At 73.2% G+C, this 18,825-nt stretch carries 11 protein-coding genes; 9 read left to right on the plus strand and 2 right to left on the minus strand.

What is annotated here, in order from left to right:
- Positions 1-167 precede the first annotated feature (167 nt).
- The 4 genes from GQF42_RS26450 (at position 168) to GQF42_RS26465 (ending at position 9,099) form a co-directional block, all read left to right on the plus strand.
- Positions 168-2,285 (plus strand): serine/threonine-protein kinase, encoded by a 2,118-nt coding sequence (locus GQF42_RS26450; RefSeq protein ID WP_199272803.1) that lies wholly within the window; start codon positions 168-170, stop codon positions 2,283-2,285.
- Positions 2,286-2,448: 163 nt separating this feature from the next.
- On the plus strand, positions 2,449-5,313 hold the full coding sequence (locus GQF42_RS26455) for a protein kinase (RefSeq protein WP_158923859.1): 2,865 nt from the start codon (positions 2,449-2,451) through the stop codon (positions 5,311-5,313).
- A gap of 139 nt (positions 5,314-5,452) precedes the next feature.
- Positions 5,453-7,225, plus strand: a complete 1,773-nt coding sequence (locus GQF42_RS26460) for a serine/threonine-protein kinase (RefSeq protein WP_158923861.1) — start codon at positions 5,453-5,455, stop codon at positions 7,223-7,225.
- 86 nt (positions 7,226-7,311) lie between these two features.
- Complete coding sequence (locus GQF42_RS26465) at positions 7,312-9,099, plus strand: serine/threonine-protein kinase (RefSeq protein WP_158923863.1); 1,788 nt, start codon at positions 7,312-7,314, stop codon at positions 9,097-9,099.
- A gap of 118 nt (positions 9,100-9,217) precedes the next feature.
- Here GQF42_RS26465 and GQF42_RS26470 read toward each other — a convergent pair whose 3' ends face one another.
- Entirely contained in the window at positions 9,218-10,132 is a 915-nt protein-coding gene (locus GQF42_RS26470) for an AraC family transcriptional regulator (protein WP_158923865.1), read from the minus strand.
- Positions 10,133-10,227: 95 nt separating this feature from the next.
- Between GQF42_RS26470 and GQF42_RS26475 the strand changes: the two genes are divergently transcribed.
- The 4 genes from GQF42_RS26475 (at position 10,228) to GQF42_RS26490 (ending at position 15,791) form a co-directional block, all read left to right on the plus strand.
- Entirely contained in the window at positions 10,228-11,130 is a 903-nt protein-coding gene (locus GQF42_RS26475) for an MBL fold metallo-hydrolase (RefSeq protein WP_158923867.1), read from the plus strand.
- A 46-nt stretch (positions 11,131-11,176) separates the two neighbouring features.
- On the plus strand, positions 11,177-12,157 hold the full coding sequence (locus GQF42_RS26480; RefSeq protein ID WP_158923869.1) for a serine/threonine-protein kinase: 981 nt from the start codon (positions 11,177-11,179) through the stop codon (positions 12,155-12,157).
- 136 nt (positions 12,158-12,293) lie between these two features.
- The gene (locus tag GQF42_RS26485) at positions 12,294-13,907 is read left to right on the plus strand and encodes a succinic semialdehyde dehydrogenase (protein ID WP_158923871.1); all 1,614 of its coding nucleotides are present in this window, start codon (positions 12,294-12,296) and stop codon (positions 13,905-13,907) included.
- Between the two features lie 99 nt (positions 13,908-14,006).
- Entirely contained in the window at positions 14,007-15,791 is a 1,785-nt protein-coding gene (locus GQF42_RS26490; RefSeq protein ID WP_158923873.1) for a GMC family oxidoreductase N-terminal domain-containing protein, read from the plus strand.
- Between the two features lie 740 nt (positions 15,792-16,531).
- Here the strand turns inward: GQF42_RS26490 and GQF42_RS26495 are convergent.
- Positions 16,532-16,789: a chorismate mutase gene (locus tag GQF42_RS26495; RefSeq protein WP_158923875.1), complete on the minus strand. Its 258-nt coding sequence runs from the start codon at positions 16,787-16,789 to the stop codon at positions 16,532-16,534.
- A gap of 443 nt (positions 16,790-17,232) precedes the next feature.
- Between GQF42_RS26495 and guaA the strand changes: the two genes are divergently transcribed.
- The gene (gene guaA, locus GQF42_RS26500; RefSeq protein ID WP_158923877.1) at positions 17,233-18,813 is read left to right on the plus strand and encodes a glutamine-hydrolyzing GMP synthase; all 1,581 of its coding nucleotides are present in this window, start codon (positions 17,233-17,235) and stop codon (positions 18,811-18,813) included.
- Positions 18,814-18,825: the final 12 nt, after the last annotated feature.

Here is an 18,825-nt window from a genome sequence, read left to right on the forward strand (position 1 = left end):
GGTTCCTCCCCTCTTGCGACCCATCATCCCGGTAAGCGGAACACTCGCTTCAGCAAGGCTCCGGGTGTGTGACGGCCGGGCGGGGGACACGGGCACCCTGGGCGTCGGCCACTTGTCGGGTGAGAGACAATGGAGGCTCTGTCAGGGCGGGTTGTATGAGGGGACGCATGTCGGAGGCGGAGCGGGCGGGAACATCTCGCCAGGGGACTCGTCAGGACAAGAGCGAGCGTCGTCTCCTCGCCGGGCGGTACCGGCTGGGAGACGTGCTGGGCCGGGGCGGCATGGGCACGGTCTGGCGCGCCGAGGACGAGACCCTGGGCCGGACGGTCGCCGTCAAGGAACTGCGGTTCCCGTCGAACATCGACGAGGACGAGAAGCGGCGCCTGATCACGCGCACCCTGCGCGAGGCCAAGGCGATCGCCCGGATCCGCAACAACAGCGCGGTGACGGTCTTCGACGTGGTCGACGAGGACGACCGGCCGTGGATCGTGATGGAGTTGGTGGAGGGCAAGTCCCTCGCCGAGGTCATCCGCGAGGACGGCCTGCTGACGCCCAAGCGGGCCGCCGAGGTCGGGCTCGCCGTTCTCGACGTGCTGCGCTCGGCGCACCGTGAGGGCATCCTGCACCGGGACGTGAAGCCGTCCAACGTGCTCATCGCCGAGGACGGCCGGGTCGTGCTCACCGACTTCGGTATCGCGCAGGTCGAGGGTGACCCGTCCATCACCTCCACCGGCATGCTCGTCGGCGCCCCGTCCTACATCTCCCCGGAGCGCGCCCGCGGTCACAAGCCGGGGCCGGCGGCCGACCTGTGGTCGCTCGGCGGCCTGCTGTACGCGGCGGTGGAGGGCGTCCCGCCCTACGACAAGGGTTCCGCGATCGCCACGCTCACCGCGGTGATGACCGAGCCCCTCGAGGAGCCCAAGCATGCGGGCCCGCTCCGGGACGTCATCTACGGTCTGCTGACCAAGGATCCGGCCAAGCGGCTCGACGACGCCGGGGCCCGGGCCGTGTTCAACCGGGTGATCCACGCGCCCGAGCCGGAGTCGATGGATGCCACGCGGGTGGTTCCGCTGCCGCCGCAGCCCGGGCAGGGCGAAAGCAAGCGGAGCGAGGAGGCCGCGGACAAGCTGCGTGGCGCGCTGCGTTCGGTCCGCAAGGCGGCGGGCGCCGCCTCCGCGGCGACGCGGACGAAGAACGGCGGCGACACGGCTGCCCCGTCCGGCGGCGGTGCGGCGAGCCCGAGCGGTAAGGCGAGCCCGAGCGGTACGGCGAGCGCGAGCGGTTCCGCCGTCGGTGGTGCGCGCCCCGGTGCGACCGGTGGCGCACGGCCTGCCGCCCCCGCCGCCCCGGCCGGCACACGCTCCTCCGCTCCGGGTGGGTCGAGGCCGGGTTCCTCCGGCGGGGCGGGTGGCACGCTCGGCGCACGGTCGGCGGGGTCGGCCTCGGGTGCCGCAGGCGGGACCGACTCCGGCTCGAACAAGTCGAGTTCGGGCTGGCCCGTGGTGCCGCCACCGGATCTGGACCTGCCGCCGCGGCCGGTGCCGAGGGCGCCGCTGACCGATGTGGTGCCCAGGCGCACGCTGGTGATCATCGTCGTGGTGGTCGTCCTCGCGGTGCTCGGCGTCGTCCTCGCCTTCGCCCTCAACGGCGACGGCAGCAAGGACGACAACGGCAGCGGGGCCAAGAGCGCGGCGAGCGCCAGTGCGTCCACCAAGCAGGGGCGGAGCGCCGGCAGCGGGGCGAATCCGTCGTCCGGCGGTGACCGTTCGGCGTCGGACAACAAGACCGACGGGAGCGCGAGTGCGTCCGCAGGCGCCTCCGGTTCGTCCGGGGCCAAGGGCGCCGGAAGCGCGCCGGTGGTCTCGACCCGCAAGGGCGGCCAGGGGTACTCGATCGGGCTGCCCAAGGGCTGGTCGTACAAGTCCAGCGACAGCGCGGGCGACCGCTACACCGGTCCCGACGGGCAGAAGCTGCTCGTCGCGTGGACGACCACGCCCAAGGACGACCCGGTGGCGGACTGGAAGAACCAGGAGCGCTACATGGTGCGCTCCCAGTACCAGAAGATCAGCATAGAGAAGGCGGACTACCGGGGCTGGAACACGGCGGACTGGGAGTTCACCTACGTCGACGGCGGCACCAAGTACCACACCGTCGACCGGGGTTTCGTGGTCAACGGCCACCTCGGCTACGGACTGATGTACACCGCGAAGGCCGCGGGCTGGGACGACGCGCTGCGCACGGACACCTGGAAGACGCTGACGGCCTCCTTCGAGCCCAAGTCGTAATCGGCACAAGGTGGTTTGGGGCGTCACAATCCGGCATCCACACAATGCGGGTTGCCTCCGGCACGTATCGTGAATGGTTGCGGACCGTACGCAGCCGTATGAGTGTGCGAAACGGGTCGTGAGGCGAACGGATGTGACCAACCGGGCGGCCGGGGGAGGCAAAGTGGACGACTACGCGGGTCGGGTGCTCGCCGACCGCTACCGCCTGCCGTTGCCGCCGTCCGACGAGTACGAACTCACCGAGACCCGCGCCTTCGACACCTACAGCGGCCAGGAGGTGCTCGTCCGGCAGGTGCCGTTGCCGGAGGTCGTCGAGGCCGAGGTGCTCGACGCGGAGGGGCTACCCGAGGGGTTCACCGCGCGTGAGCGCGGGGCCCGGCGGGCGACGGATGCCCGGGCCGCCACCCGCAGGCCCGCCGACCCGGCCGTGCGGCGCGCCGTCGAGGCCGCGCAGGCGGCCGCCCGCATCCCCGACCATCCCCGCCTGGACCAGGTCTTCGACGTGTTCGCCGAGGGCGGGTCCCTGTGGGTCGTCAGCGAATGGGTGGCCGCGCGCCCGCTGTCCGCGCTGCTCGCCGAGCAGCCGTTGTCGCCGTACCGGGCGGCCGAGGTCGCCTCCGACGTGATCATGGCGCTCCGGGTGCTGCACGCCCACGGCTGGGTGCACCGCAACATCACCGCCCGTACGGTGCTCGTCTGCGAGGACGGCCGCGTGATGCTGACCGGCCTCGCGGTCGGCGCCGCCGAGGAGGCGTTGTCCGGGTACGACCCGGTGCCGGGCCAGGACGAGCCGGACGAAGGGGGTCCCGGCGCCGGTCCGGGTGGCGGCTCGGGCGGTGCGCCGTTCGCCGGGCAGCGGGCGGTGGCCCCGGGCGCCGGCGGTCGGCCGGGCGAGGCCGTCGGCGGGCCGGCCGGAGCGGTTGGTGCGGGCGGGGGTGACCCCGCCGGAGCCGGCGGCGTTTCCTCCGCCGACGTCGATCCCGAGGCCGCGCGGCGGGCCGCGATCCAGGCGCGGGCGGCCGGTGGGCTGCAGGCGCCGGGGGTGAACGGGGTGTCCGGCGGGGCCGGTGCCCCCGGTCCGGCGGGACAGCGGGCCCTGGAGACCGGGGCGGACGTCCGTGCCGCCCGCGCCGGAGCCATCGCCGCATACCGTGAGGGCGCGCGAGCCGCCGCCCGGGTGCAGGAGTCCTGGCAGACCGGGCGCCCCGCGCTGCCCGGGGCCCGGCCGCCCGCCGAGGACGAGGCCGGTGCCGACCGGGCCGAGCGAGCGGAGCGGTCGTCGTACCCCGGCGGGCCGGGACTCACGACGCCGCCCGGGCGGACGGCCGACCCCTACGGCGTGCAGGGGCCTGTCCGGCCCGGCGCCGCACCGCGCACCGCGACGACCGGCGGCACCACCCCCGCCCTGCCCGGCACCACTCCTGCCCTGCCCGTCGCCACCCAGCGCACCGGCCTGCCCCCGGGCGACCCGCGCCCTGCACACCCGACGGTCCCGGGCCAGACATCCACCCCGGCCGTCGGCCCCACCCGGGGCCCCGGCCCCGGCCACCCAGGCTCCACCCTGTCTCCGTACGGCACCGCCCCTGGCGGCGAGGGTTCCGCCCCGCCGTCCTATGGCGCAGCCCCCGACCGCGAGGGCTCCGCCCCCTACGGCACGGGGTCCGCCCACCGGACCGGTGCCGACCCTCTCCGTCAGGGCCGCCGTGGCCCGGAGGGCCCGCACGCTTCCGGTGCCTCTGGCTGGGAGGACGCCGGTGCTCTTGTCGGCCCCCGGCGCGGGCCTGCGACCGCGTTGGCGGCCGAGCGGGCGCGGCAGGTGCGGATGACCGTCGTCGGGCCGGTGACCGAGCGGTGGGCGCCGGAGCAGGCCGGGCCCGTGCACGAGAACTGGCAGTTGGCGGCGCCGATCGGGCCCGCGACCGACCTGTGGGCGCTCGGGGCGCTGCTGTTCCGGGCCGTGCAGGGCCATGCTCCGTACCCGGAGGAGTCCACGGCCGAGCTGGTGCAGCTGGTGTGCGCCGAGCCGCCCGCCTTCGCCGAGGAGTGCGGTCCGCTGCGGCCGGTCGTCGAGTCGCTGCTGCGCCAGGACCCCACCGAGCGCCTGGACTTCGAGGAGCTGAGCGGCTGGCTGCGCTCACTGGTGCGCTCCGCGCCCGAGCCCGACGCCGGTACGCGCGTAGTGTCCGTCCCGCCCGCCGACCCGCGCCGGTTGCCGATCGTCCGGCGCCGCGGCGAGCTGGTGCGGCTGCGGCGCCGACGCGCGGGGCTGTCCGAGGCCCCTTCCCACGGCCGGCACAAGCGGGCCCGGCAGGAGGCACGTTCGCCGCGCAGCCTCGGCCGGATCCTGCTCCTGCTGATCCTGCTCCTGCTGGCAGGCGCGGTCGTGTACGCGATGCTGTTCCTGCCGAAGCAGGGCCACGACGGAGCTGCGGGCGGCGACCGTACCGGCAGTACGGGGCAGGCGAGCCCGGAGCCCTCCCGCACCCGGCAGCCCTCCTCCGGGCAGTCCGCGGACGGCGGCCCCTCCGCGTCCGGGCCGGCCACCGACACACAGACCGGCGGTGACCCGTCCGTCGCCGACGGCTTCACCCTGCGCACGGACCCCGAAGGCTTCAAGATCGCCGTGGCCAAGGGCTGGGACCGCACCCCGAAGAACGGCAGCGGCGAGATCCTCTACACGCAGGGGAACTTCGAGCTGATCGTCGTCCCCGGAAGGGACGGCGCGACCACGTACGGCAGCGATCCGATGGCCTACCAGCGGGACAAGGAGAGCGAGCTGCAGCCGTACCGGGACTCCAGCTGGGCCACGGCCACCGGGCTGAGGACCATCGAGGTGGGCGAACGGACCATGGCCGAGGGGCAGTTCACCTGGACCGACGGGCAGGGGCGCGACCTGTTCGTGCGCAACATGGCGATTCTGCTGAACGGCCGCTACCACATCATCCAGGTCCGCGGCCCCGAGGCCCAGCGCGACAAGGTGACGCAGTTGTACGAGCAGGCTACGGCGACGTACCGCTACGGCGGTTGAGCGCCGCGTACACCGGCGGCGACCGCAGCGGGGCGACAACCGTCACAGTGCTGTCACCTTGGCACCCCGCTGGTTCCCTGTGGGCAGGCCGGTCCTTAGTCTGACCCTGTCAAGAGCATTGCGGGGCAACGTGAATCAGATGCAGGGCCTGCTCATAGCGGGCCGCTACCGGCTTGCCGACTCGATCGGCAGCGGCGGCATGGGCCGGGTGTGGCGTGCCCACGACGAGGTGTTGCACCGGACGGTCGCCGTCAAGGAGTTGACCGCCGCCCTCTACGTCTCCGACAGCGACCAGGCGGTCCTGCTCGCCCGGACCCGGGCCGAGGCCCGCGCCGCCGCGCGCATCAACCACTCCGCCGTCGTCACCGTGCACGACGTCCTGGAGCACGACGGCCGCCCGTGGATCGTCATGGAGCTGGTCGAGGGCCACTCGCTCGCCGACGCGGTCAAGGAGCGCGGTCGGGTCGAGCCGCGGGAGGCCGCGCGGATCGGCCTGTGGGTGCTGCGGGCGCTGCGCGCCGCGCACTCCGCCGGCGTGCTGCACCGGGACGTCAAGCCCGGCAACGTGCTGCTCGGCAAGGACGGCCGGGTCCTGCTCACCGACTTCGGCATCGCCCAGATCGAGGGCGACTCCACGATCACCCGTACCGGAGAGGTCGTCGGCTCGGTCGACTATCTCGCGCCCGAGCGGGTACGCGGTCACGACCCGGGCCCGTCCTCGGACCTGTGGGCGCTGGGCGCCACGCTGTACACGGCGGTCGAGGGCCGCTCGCCGTTCCGCCGCACCTCACCGCTGAGCACCATGCAGGCGGTCGTCGAGGAGGAGGCCGACGAGGCCCGCCACGCCGGTGCGCTCGGCCCGGTCATATCCGCCCTGCTGCGCAAGGAACCGGACCGGCGGCCGGGCGCGGAGGCGGCGGAGCAGATGCTCGCCGAGGCGGCGGAGGGCCGCCGGCCCGACACGGCGCAGGCCTTCGTCCCGACCCAGAACTCGGGCCTGCACAGCGGATCGGGCACCCGGGCGGGCCACCCCGTGAAGCCCTCGGACCACGGCACCTCCATGGCCGGCCACGGCTCCGGCGCGCTCGCGGACGGCTACGGCACGCCGGCCGCTTCCCCTGGCCACGGCGCCGGGGCGGGTGCGGGCCGTTCGTTGACCGGTCCGACGGCCGTGGCGCCCGCACCGCCCGCGTCGCCGACGTCGCAGCAACCGGCCGCGGGTCCGAGGGGCCGCAACGGCGCCGGCCGGCCCCGGCGCCGGCTGCGGACGCTCGCGCTCGTCGTCGCCGTCGCGGCCGTGCTCGGTGGCGGCGCGGCGGTCGCCGTCCAGGAGTGGGGCGGCGCGCAGAGCGACACCGGCTCCACCGGCGGCGCGGGCCCGGCCACCACGCCCGCCGGGAGCAGCACCGGCACGCCGGGCCCCGAGGGCACGGTCCCGGCCAGCTGGCAGACCTACAACGACCCGCTCGGGTTCAGCCTCTCCCTGCCCAAGGGCTGGAAGCGGCAGGTCTACGAGATCCAGGGTCCCCTCAAGCAGATCGACTACACCCCGGACGGCGGCAAGCACTTCGTCCGTATCGCCATCGACAGCTCCCCGGACTTCGCCGACGCCAACGAGCACCAGAAGGACCTGGAACAGCAGCTGCACCGGCTGGTCGGCTACAAGCGAGTGACCCTGCAGGCGAACATCTACCGCGACCGCAACGGCTCGCTGTGGGAGTACACCTGGGACGCCCTGAAGAAGGACCCGCCGCACGTCGCCGGTCCGCGGCACGCCATCGAGGAGACGTACTACTCGCGCGCGGGCGTCGAGTACGCCATCTACATGTCGTCGCCGGCCCAGGACTGGACCACGACCGGTCAGCAGTTCAAGTGGGTGCTGCAGAGCTGGCAGCAGCCGAACGACGGCTGATACGGCCGAAATACGCTGGTTGAGCGGCCCGGCTTGGCCGATCGGTGTCCCGGAGCGGATGGGTCCGGTGCGGCATGATGGGGCGCATGGGGACCGAGGGCGCCGACTTCCGGGTCATCGCGGGCCGTTACCGCCTGGAGGCACGCATCGGGCGTGGCGGCATGGGCGTCGTGTGGCGGGCGAGCGACGAACTGCTGGGGCGCCGGGTCGCGGTCAAGGAACTCCTCGCCGACGACTCGCTCCCGGACGACGACACGCGGCGCCGCCAGGACCGCACCCTGCGCGAGGCCCGGGCGGTGGCGCAGCTGCGGCACCCGCACATCGTCGTGGTGCACGACGTCGTGGAGCAGGACGAACGTCCGTACCTGGTGATGGAGCTGATCGAGGGCGCGTCGCTCGCCGACCGGATCGCCCGGGACGGCCCGGTCGACGCCGCGGAGGCGGCGCGCATCGGCATCGCCCTGCTCAGCGCGGTGCACACCGCGCACGAGGCGGGGGTGCTGCACCGGGACATCAAGCCGGCGAACGTCCTGATCGAGTCCGGCACCGGCCGGGTCGTGCTCACCGACTTCGGTATCGCGCAGGTCGCGGGCGCCACCACGCTCACCGAGACCGGCTCCTTCGTCGGCTCGCCCGAGTACACCGCGCCGGAGCGGATGTCGGGGGTGCGCACCGGGCCGGAGTCCGACCTGTGGTCGCTGGGCGCGCTGCTGTGCACGGCGCTCAGCGGCGAGTCGCCGTTCCGGCGCGACTCGATCGGCGGCATCCTGCACGCCGTCGTCGCCGCCGAGATCCGGCCCCCCGACGAGGCCGAGCCGCTGCTGCCCGTCGTGCGGGGGCTGCTGGAGCGGGACCCCGACCGGCGGCTCGGCGCGGCCGACGCCGAGCGGATGCTGCGGACGTACCTGGAGACGGGCCGCACCCCCGAGGTGCCGGGGACGCCCGGCCCGGCAGGCGGCACACGCCCCCACCGGATCGGCGGGGGCCGTACGCCCAGGCCGGCGCCGGCAGGAAGCCGTACGGGGAGCCGTACCACCGGGGCCGCCATGCCCTACTCGCCGACCCAGGCGGACGTTCCGTACGGTGCCCCGCAGCCGTCCGCCGGAACCGTGACGTCGGCCGATCCCCCGGCCCGCACCACGACCACGCGCGGGGTGCTGGTCGCGGCACTGCTCGTCGCCGCACTGGCCGGGGCGGGGGTGACGGCGGCCCTGCTGCTGCACCGGGGCGGGGACGGGGGCGGCGGCAGCCCGGGCGGCACGGCGACCTCCCCGGCGACCGGCAGCGACACGGGCACGGGTACGGGTACCGGGTCAGGCTCAGGATCGGGCTCCGGCGCGGGCTCCGGATCCGGCCGGAGTCCGGCCTCGTCCCCGGCGGCCGGCTCGGCGGGCCCGTCGGCAACCGGCCCGTCCGCCGGTGCGCACACGGCGCCGTCGGGCTACCGTACGGCCCGGGACCCGGCCGGCTTCTCGCTCGCCGTACCGCAGGCCTTCACCCGCAGTCCGCAGGGCGAGCGCGTCTTCTATCTCTCGCCGGGGGAGACCTTCCGTCTCGGCATCAGGGTCTCCGAGCCCCAGCCGGGCGGTCCGCAGGGCATGATGGAGCGGTCGGCGGCCGAGGGCCCGGACACCAACCCCGGTTACCGCGACGGCCGGGTCACCGGCACCACGCGCGCCGGACACCCGGCCGCGCTCTGGGAGTTCACCTGGGACGGCTTCAGCGCGGCGGAGGGTCCCCGGCACACGTACGACCTGTGCTGGGAGGATTCCGGGCGGCTGTACGACGTGTGGGTGTCGGCGCCGGTCGGGAAGGTGCGGGAGGCGCGGGAGTACTTCGACGTGGCGGTCGACACCTTCGCGCCGGCGACCTGACCGGCGGCCCGGTACACGCCCACCGTCGACTGCGTGGCCACGGGCGGCTGCACGGCCCGCGGCCGGGAGGCGACACGGGCGGTGAACATGAACCCGGTCCTCAAGAACCCGGGACCGCTCAGGAGTTCAGGACCCGGTACCGGCCCGGCGTGATTCCGAACTCCCGGCTGAAGGCGTGCGAGAGGGCGTAGGGGCTGCCGTACCCCGTCTCCCGCGCCACTGTCGCGAGCGGCGCGTCCGAGTCGCGCAGCCGGGTCGCCGCCAGGGTCAGCTGCCACGAGGTGAGGTACGCCATCGGCGGGCGCCCGACCAGGGAGGTGAAGCGGCGGGACAGGGTGGCGCGGGAGACGCCCGCGCGGGCGGCCAGCAGGTCGTTCGTCCAGGGCGCCGCCGGGTCGGAGTGCAGGGCGTGCAGGGCCGTGGCCGTCGCCGGGTCGGCCAGTGCGGCGGGCCAGTTGCCGGTGCGGGCGCGGGCCGCCCAGGCGCGGATCATGTAGACCAGCAACAGGTCCAGCAGTCCGGGCAGGACCAGGCTCGCGCCAGGACGGTCGCCGTCCGCCTCCGACTCGCGGGCCAACAGGTCCACGGCTCCCCGCAGTTCGGGGGAGTCGCTGTCGCCGTACGGCAGGTGCACCAGGTCGGGCAGCTCGGCCAGCATCGGATGGGTCCGGCTGCGGTCCAGGCGGTACTTGCCGCACAGCAGCCGCACCTCGGGCCCGGCTCCCGCGAGCGGCAGCTCCCTCTCCCGTACCGCCTCGAAGGGCCGCGCCCGGCGTGCCGCGTCCGGTCCCGCCGTCGCGTCCGCCAGCACATGACCGGCGCCGTGCGGCACGAACACCACATCGCCGGTGCCGAGCGGCACCGGTGCGCCGCCGCCGTCCGGCAGCAGGGCGCAGGTGCCGCTCAGTACGACGTGGAAGCCCGCGCCCTCGTACGGCGCGAGCCGCACGGCCCAGTCGCCGCTCACCCGCAGCCGGGCGGAGGAGGGACGCCCCACCCGGACGGCGGAGATCGCGTCACTGACCACGTCCATCGGACACCTCCCTGAGCCCCCTGTGAGGCACCAGCGTATTCGACAGAGCAGTACAAGCATTGGGATGCTCAGCTCGGATTTCTAGATTGAGGGGCATGGCTGAAGAGAGCGTGCAGAAGTTCGTGATCGGAGACGTGGAGGTCCTGCGCGTCGTCGAATGGCAGGGGCCCGTCGCGTCCGCCCGAAAGCTCGTGCCGGACAGCGGCCCCGAGCTGTGGAAGGAGTACGAGGAGCAGCTCGTGCCCGGGCACTGGGAGCCCGGCGCCGACCTCGCCCTGTCGGCGTTGCAGACCTGGGTGGTGCGCAGCGCCGGGCGGACGGTGCTGGTCGACACCGGTGTGGGCCGGGACCGTGAGCGGCCCGGAAACCCCCTGTTCCACCGGCGCCCCGGCGACCTTCCCGGCCGACTGCTGCAGGCCGGAGTGGACCCCGCTGAGGTGGACCTCGTGGTCAACACCCATATCCATGCGGACCACTGTGGCTGGAACACCCATGATGTGCACGGTGAGTGGGTGCCCACCTTCCCGCGCGCCCGCTACCTCCTCCCGGCCGCCGACGACCACCACTTCGGTCCCGCGGGCGGCTACGGCGGCGGCGTACGCGTGGACGACCGGCTCCTCTACGAGGACAGCGTGGCGCCCGTGCACCGGGCCGGGCAGGCCGTGGTGTGGGAGGACGGGCACCGGATCGACGAGCACCTCGTGCTGGAGCCCGCCCCCGGCCACACACCGGGCTCCTCCGTCCTGCGGGTCCAATCCCGGGGCGAGCGGGCGGTGTTCGTCGGCGACCTCCTGCACAGCCCGGTGCAGGTCCTGCGCCCCGAGTGCAGCAGCTGCTTCTGCCTCGATCCGCGTGGGGCGGCCGAGAGCCGGCAGAGGGTGCTCGAACGCGCCGCCGAGGAACGGGAGTTGGTCGTCCCGGCGCACTTCTCCGGAGCCGGTGCGGTGGAGGTGCGCAAGGCGCGGCACGGCTTCACCCTGCACCGCTGGGCTGCGTGACCGCCCCGCTTCGACAATCGCATGGTGCGCACGGTACTCATGTGACATGACTGGAGACGGCGAACACCCGCCCGGCGTACGTCTGATCGGTGGCCGCTACCGGCTGGCCGGGCGCCTCGGATCCGGCCCCACCGGAACCGTCTGGCGCGCCCGGGACGAACAGGGGCGGGGCCTGGTCGCCGTCAAGGAGCCGCTGCTGCCCGGCGATCCGGCCGACGACGAGGACAGCCGCCGTATCGCACACCGGCTCCACACGGAGGCCCGGGCCGCCTCGCGGGTGCGCCACCCTTCCGCCGTCGTGGTGCTGGACGTCGTCACCGAGGGTCAGGTCCCGTGGATCGTCATGGAACTGGTGGAGGGCGAGTCGCTGCGCGAGGTGCTGCGGCGCGGCCCGCTGCCGCCCGCCGAGGCCGCCCGGATCGGCCTCGCGGTCCTCGGCGCCCTGCGTGCGGCGCACGACGTGGGCATCGTGCACCGGGACGTGAAGCCGGCCAACGTCCTGCTGGAGTCCGGCACCGGACGGGTGGTCGTCACCGACTTCGGAACCGGCGACGGCCACCCCGAGGACGCGCCCGCCGGGTTCGTCGCCCCCGAGCGCGCCGCGGGCCCGGGTGCAGGCCCGGCCTCCGACCTGTGGTCCCTGGGCGCGCTGCTGCGCTCCGCGGTCGGGACGGCGGACGCGGTACGGCTCGGCGCGCTCGGCCGGCTGCTGGACCGGCTGCACGCCGACGAGCCGTCGGCCCGCCCGAACGCGGCGCAGGTCACGGCGGCACTCCGGGAGTACCTCGGCGTCCCGCCCGTACCGGAACCGGGTCGATCGGATCCGGGTCGATCGGATCCGGATCGGCCGGAACCGGGTCGACGGGAACCTGATCGACCGGGAGCGGCCGGCCCGGCACCGGCTCCCGCCCCCGCTGCCATGGCCACCGCCACCGCTCCCGAAGACGCCCCCGCCCCCGGCCCGCGTCGCCGCACTCCCCGCACCGCGCTCGGACTGCTCCTGGCGAAAAAAGCCGGACTCGAATGATCGTTCTGTTCGGCCGGCCGTCAACGCCCTGATCAGTACATTCGCTGCCAGTGATCACTGGCAGTATGTGAGCAGGTCGTGAATCCCCGTTACCGACGGGTACACAAACCTTTCGCTCCGGCATACCCTGCGCCTCATGACGGAGACGCAGGCCTCGGACATCGCCGGTACCAACCCTCTCGCGCCCGCTCCCGAGGGCGCCCGCACCGCCGCCGACGTGGTCACCCCCGAACTGGTGGCCCAGCTGACCAAGGGTGTCGTCGGTTCCGGCCGGACCGCCAACCACACGCCGTTCACCGGCGAGAAGCTGGCGGATCTGCCCGAGTCCACCCCGGAGGACGTGCAGAGGGCCTTCGAGGCCGCCCGCACCGCGCAGGCCGTGTGGGAGAGGACCCCGGTGGCGCAGCGGGCCGCCGTCCTGCTGCGCTTCCACGACCTGATGCTGGAGCGGCAGGCCGAGGTCCTCGACCTCATCCAGCTGGAGACCGGCAAGGCCCGCCTGCACGCGCACGAGGAGGTGCAGGCCGTCGCCGTCGCGGCCCGCCACTACGGCCGCCGGGCCGCCGCCTATCTGAAGCCCAAGCGGCACACCGGCGCCATCCCCACCCTGACCAAGGTCACCGAACTGCGCCATCCGCGCGGGGTCGTGGGCCAGATCGCCCCCTGGAACTACCCCCTGGAGCTGTCCGTCGGTGACGCGCTGCCCGCCTTCGTGGCCGGCAACGCGGTCGTGATGAAGCCGGACACCGAGACCTGCCTGACGGCACTGTGGGCGCGGGACCTGCTGATCGAGGCCGGCCTGCCCGAGGGCGTCTTCCAGGTGGTGCTCGGCGAGGGTCCGGTGGTGGGCCCCGAGGTCGTCAGGCACGCCGACTACGTCTCCTTCACCGGCTCCACCCGCACCGGCCGCGAGGTCGCCCAGGGCGCCGCAGCCCGCCTGGTCGGCGTCTCCCTCGAACTCGGCGGCAAGAACGCCATGCTGGTGCTGGAGGACGCCGACATCGAGAAGGCCGCCGCCGGTGCCGTACGCGCCTGCTTCTCCTCCGCCGGACAGCTCTGCATCTCCATCGAGCGGCTGTACGTCCACGAGTCGGTCGCCGACGCCTTCCTGGAGCGCTTCGCCGCCCGCACGAAGGCCATGCGGCTCGGCAACTCCCTCGCCTACGGCGCCGACATGGGCTCGCTGGTGGGCGAGCGCCAGCTCAAGACCGTCGAACGGCACGTGGAGGAGGCCGTGGCGAAGGGCGCGAAGCTGGTCGCGGGTGGCAAGTCCCGCCCGGACATCGGCCCGTACTTCTTCGAGCCCACCATCCTCGACGGCGTCGAGGGCTCCATGGCCGTCTGCGAGGAGGAGACCTTCGGCCCGGTCGTCGCGATCTACCGCTTCTCCTCCGACGACGAGGCGGTCGAACGCGCCAACGCCACGCCGTACGGCCTCAACTCCTCGGTCTGGACGACGAACGCCCGGCGCGGCCGCGAGGTCGCCGCCCGCCTGCGCACCGGCACGGTGAACGTCAACGAGGGCTACGCACCCGCCTACGGCAGCGCCCAGGCCCCGATGGGCGGCATGAAGGACTCCGGCCTCGGCCGCCGCCACGGCTCCGAGGGCATCCTCAAGTACACCGAGGCGCAGACGGTGGCCCAGCAGCGGCTGCTGCCGATGGCGCCCTCGCTGGGGATGGACGACGCGTCGTACGCGGCGTTCATGAGCCGGAGCCTGCGCCTGATGAAGGCGTTCCGGTTCAGGTGACCCGCCCGGCGGTGCGGGGCCGTATGTGACATGCGGCTCCGCCGCCGGGAGCGCCCAGCCATCGACGGCCCGCACGCGAAACTCAACGAGGAGACCCCCGTGCCGCAAGACGCCCACGCCTACGACTACGACGTCCTGATCGTCGGCTCCGGTTTCGGCGGTTCCGTATCAGCCCTCCGCCTGACCGAGAAGGGGTACAAGGTAGGCGTGCTGGAGGCCGGCCGCCGCTTCACCCGCGAGGCCCTCCCGAAGAACTCCTGGGACCTCAAGAACTACCTGTGGGCCCCGCAGTTCGGCATGTACGGCATCCAGCGCATCCACCTGCTGGGCAATGTGATGGTGCTGGCGGGAGCGGGCGTGGGCGGTGGCTCGCTCAACTACGCCAACACCCTCTACGTCCCGCCGAAAGCCTTCTTCGAGGACCCCCAGTGGAAGGACATCACCGACTGGCAGGAGGAGCTGAAGCCGTACTACGACCAGGCCCAGCGCATGCTCGGCGTCCGCCTGAACCCGACGATGACACCGTCCGACGTGCATCTGAAGGCGGCGGCCCAGCAGATGGGTGTCGGCGACACCTTCCATCTCGCCCCGGTCGGCGTGTTCTTCGGCGACGGCAAGGACGCCGACGGGACGACGAGGACGAACCCGGGACAGCAGGTCGACGACCCGTACTTCGGCGGAGCCGGCCCGTCCCGCAACGCCTGCACCGAGTGCGGCGAGTGCATGACCGGCTGCCGCCACGGCGCGAAGAACACCCTCAACGAGAACTACCTCCACCTCGCCCAGCAGGCGGGCGCGGTGGTCCACCCCATGACGACGGTCGTGTCCGTCACGGACGACTCGCGCGGCGGGTACGCGGTGGCGACCCTGCCGACAGACCGGAAGAAGAAGGGCGAGGGCCGCCTCTTCACGGCCCGGAAGGTCGTCCTCGCGGCGGGCACCTACGGCACCCAGACCCTGCTGCACCGCATGAAGGCCGGCGGTCAGCTGCCCTACCTCTCCGCCCGGCTCGGCGAGCTGACCCGGACCAACTCCGAGGCGCTGGTCGGCGCGCAGACCGACAACCGCCGATACCGCAGGGCGCACGGCGCGGCGAAGGCCGACTTCACCCAGGGCGTCGCCATCACGTCCTCGATCCATCCGGACGAGAACACCCACATCGAGCCGGTCCGCTACGGCAGGGGCTCCAACGCGATGGGCGGACTGTCGATCCTCCAGGTGCCCTACGCGGAGGGCTCGTCGCGCGCGCTGGCCTGGCTGGCCAACGCGGCCAGGCACCCCCTGCTGGTCCTGCGCTCGCTGTCCAACCGGCGCTGGTCCGAGCGGACCATCATCGGCCTGGTCATGCAGTCGCTGGACAACTCCCTGACCACGTATCTGAAGCCGGGCGGGGTCGGCAAGGGCCTGCTCACCGCCCGCCAGGGCCACGGCGCCCCCAACCCCAAGCAGATCAAGGCCGCCACGCAGGCCGCCACCGTACTCGCCGCCGAGATCAACGGCTTCGCCGGCAGCAATGTCGGCGAGCTGATGGGCACCCCGCTGACCGCGCACTTCCTCGGCGGCTGCCCCATCGGTGACTCGGCGCAGACGGGAGTGATCGACCCGTACCACCGTCTGTACGGCCACCCCGGTATCTCGGTCGTGGACGGCGCCGCGGTCTCGGCGAACCTGGGCGTGAACCCCTCGCTGACGATCACCGCGCAGGCCGAGCGCGCGATGTCCCTCTGGCCGAACAAGGGCGAGGAGGATCCGCGTCCGGCGCCGGGAGCGGCGTACGAGCGGCTGAAGCCGGTGGAGCCGTGCTCCCCGGCGGTCCCGGAGGGGGCGTTCGGCGCCCTGCGCCTGCCGTTCCTGGGGATGCCGACGGTGCCGCCGAAGAAGTAGTACCGAAGGAGTGGTGGCGAAGATGCGGCGCCCAGGAAGTGGCCGGGGAAGTGGTGCGGTCCGCGGTCCGGGCGGGCGAAGGGGGACCTGCATCCCCCTCCGAAGGCAGGTCCCCCTTCCGACTCGGCAGGTTTGATCAGCGACGGCGGGGAACGGTTGCCCGGGCGGCATCGGATTTCTGTGTGACGTGAGTCACGCGTTCTGGGGTGTCGCGGATGCCGCGGGTGAGACGGAAGAGGTTCGTGGCATGACGAAGGGCCCCGCGGGACGGAGAGACCGCGGGGCCCTTCTTTCGGTCAGCACCGACGTCAGGGCAGCGTCGGTGCCTGGGAGCGGTGCCGGGGGGGTGCACCGCTGGTCCGGTGACGAGCGAGGTGCAGCAGTGCCGTGTCTGCGCGGAGACCCGGCGCCTGGGCGCAGTGCTGGACGGGCAACGCGTCCGCAGTCGTTCGCCCTGGCAGTGGTGCGGGTGTGCAGTTCTTCCTGTGCGGTTTTCCGCCGACCGGCCCCGGGCGTCCCCGGAGCCGGCCGTTCTCTTGGGTGACCGGGCTGCTGTCCCCTGCCGTCCGGTCACTTTCCCGGAGCGAGGTCCCACGGCGTACGGCACGACCCGTACACCTCATCGCTCCAGCGAGCCACGCGTGGTTCTGGCGGCCCGCCCCTGGCTGGCACGGACACACCGCTCAACGAAGGTGTGGGTGGGCCGGTCACGCGCCGTACGGGTGAGACGGTGATCGAACTCAGATGCGGCCCCGGCACAGCTCGAGCAGGGTCATCGCGAGGGTGGTGCCGGGCTTGCCGAGGGCCTCGCGGTAGCGGCCGAGGATCTCCATCTCGCGCGAGAGGCTGACCCGCCGGCCGCCGGAGGCGATACGGGTCTGCTGGACGACGTCGGAGACGGCCATCCGCTCCTGGATGAGGCCGATGATCCGGTCGTCGAGCGCGTCGATCCGCTCACGGGCGTCGGCGATGGTCGCTTCCGGGGAGGTGGTGGTCATGTCGGGGCTCCTGGCGAAGGTGTCGGGGGCGGCGAAAGCGGCCGAGGTGCCCCGGAACGACAGAACCCGGAAAACGCCAGACGCCCCGGGCCTTGTCGGCCCGGGGCGCCTGGGAAGTCGCTTGGCGTTCGCTCAAGCAGCACGACCATGGCAGCCGGCGGGCCGGTTGCCATAGGTAAAGACGAAGGTCGAGTGCGAAAGCATGCGGTCAGTATGCCACGCCTCCTCGTCCCGCTTCCCCGTGCCGCTTCCCCGTGCCGCTTCCTCGTCCCGCCTCCCGCCCGGCGGGCCGCTCGGGTCGCTGCCCGGCAGGCCGGTGCGGGTGGACGGACCGGCGGGCGAAGGGGTCCAGAGGCTGAGCCCCCGGTGAACGGGGCCCGTCGCACCGGTACCCCGTTAGAATCAGAACCACAGACCCCCGCCCGACCGCCGGAAGGCACCCCGTGTCATCAGCGACTCCCGCTGCCGCCGTCCCCGACACCGTCCTGGTCGTCGACTTCGGCGCGCAGTACGCCCAGCTCATCGCCCGTCGTGTCCGCGAGGCGCGGGTCTACAGCGAGATCGTGCCGAGCACCATGCCGGTCCAGGAGATGCTCGCCAAGAACCCCGCGGCGATCATCCTCTCCGGAGGCCCCTCGTCGGTCTACGAGCCGGGCGCTCCCCGCCTCGACCGCGAGATCTTCGAGGCCGGCGTCCCCGTCTTCGGCATGTGCTACGGCTTCCAGCTGATGGCCCAGGCCCTCGGCGGCACCGTGGACAACACCGGCGCCCGCGAGTACGGCCGTACCGACCTGCACGTCTCCAGGACGGCCTCCACCCTCTTCGAGGGCACCCCGGCCGAGCAGCACGTGTGGATGTCCCACGGCGACGCCTGCTCCGCCGCCCCCGAGGGCTTTGCCGTGACCGCGTCCACGGACGTCGTCCCGGTCGCCGCCTTCGAGAACGACGAGCAGAAGCTCTACGGCGTCCAGTACCACCCCGAGGTCCTGCACTCCACGTACGGCCAGCAGGTGCTCGAGCACTTCCTGTACCGCGGCGCGGGCCTCACCCCGTCCTGGACCACCGGCAATGTGATCGAGGAGCAGGTCACCGCGATCCGCGAGCAGGTCGGCGACCGGCGCGCGATCTGCGGCCTGTCCGGCGGCGTGGACTCCGCCGTCGCCGCCGCCCTCGTCGCGCGCGCCATCGGCGACCAGCTGACCTGCGTGTACGTCGACCACGGCCTGATGCGCAAGGGCGAGACCGAGCAGGTCGAGAAGGACTTCGTGGCCGCGACCGGCGTCAAGCTGGTCGTCGTCGACGCCGAGGAGCGCTTCCTCAGCGCGCTCAAGGGCGTCTCGGACCCCGAGGAGAAGCGCAAGATCATCGGCCGTGAGTTCATCCGCGTCTTCGAGCAGGCGCAGGCCGAGATCATCGCCGACCAGGGCCCGGCCGTGGAGTTCCTGGTCCAGGGCACCCTGTACCCGGACGTGGTCGAGTCCGGCGGCGGCACCGGCACCGCCAACATCAAGTCGCACCACAACGTCGGCGGCCTGCCCGAGGACCTCGAGTTCAAGCTGATCGAGCCGCTGCGCAAGCTGTTCAAGGACGAGGTCCGGATGGTCGGCCAGGAGCTGGGCCTGCCGGACGAGATCGTCCACCGCCAGCCCTTCCCGGGCCCCGGCCTTGGCATCCGCATCGTCGGCGAGGTCACCAAGGAGCGTCTGGACCTGCTGCGCGAGGCCGACGCGATCGCCCGCGAGGAGCTGACCGCGGCCGGGCTGGACCGGGACATCTGGCAGTGCCCGGTGGTCCTGCTCGCGGACGTCCGCTCGGTCGGTGTCCAGGGCGACGGCCGCACCTACGGTCACCCGATCGTGCTGCGCCCGGTCTCCTCCGAGGACGCCATGACCGCCGACTGGTCCCGGCTGCCGTACGACGTCCTCGCCCGCATCTCGACCCGCATCACCAACGAGGTCCGGGACGTCAACCGCGTCGTGCTCGACGTCACCTCGAAGCCGCCGGGCACCATCGAGTGGGAGTGACCCCCACGGCCC

It is taken from the genome of Streptomyces broussonetiae, from assembly GCF_009796285.1.
Taxonomy (GTDB): domain Bacteria; phylum Actinomycetota; class Actinomycetes; order Streptomycetales; family Streptomycetaceae; genus Streptomyces; species Streptomyces broussonetiae.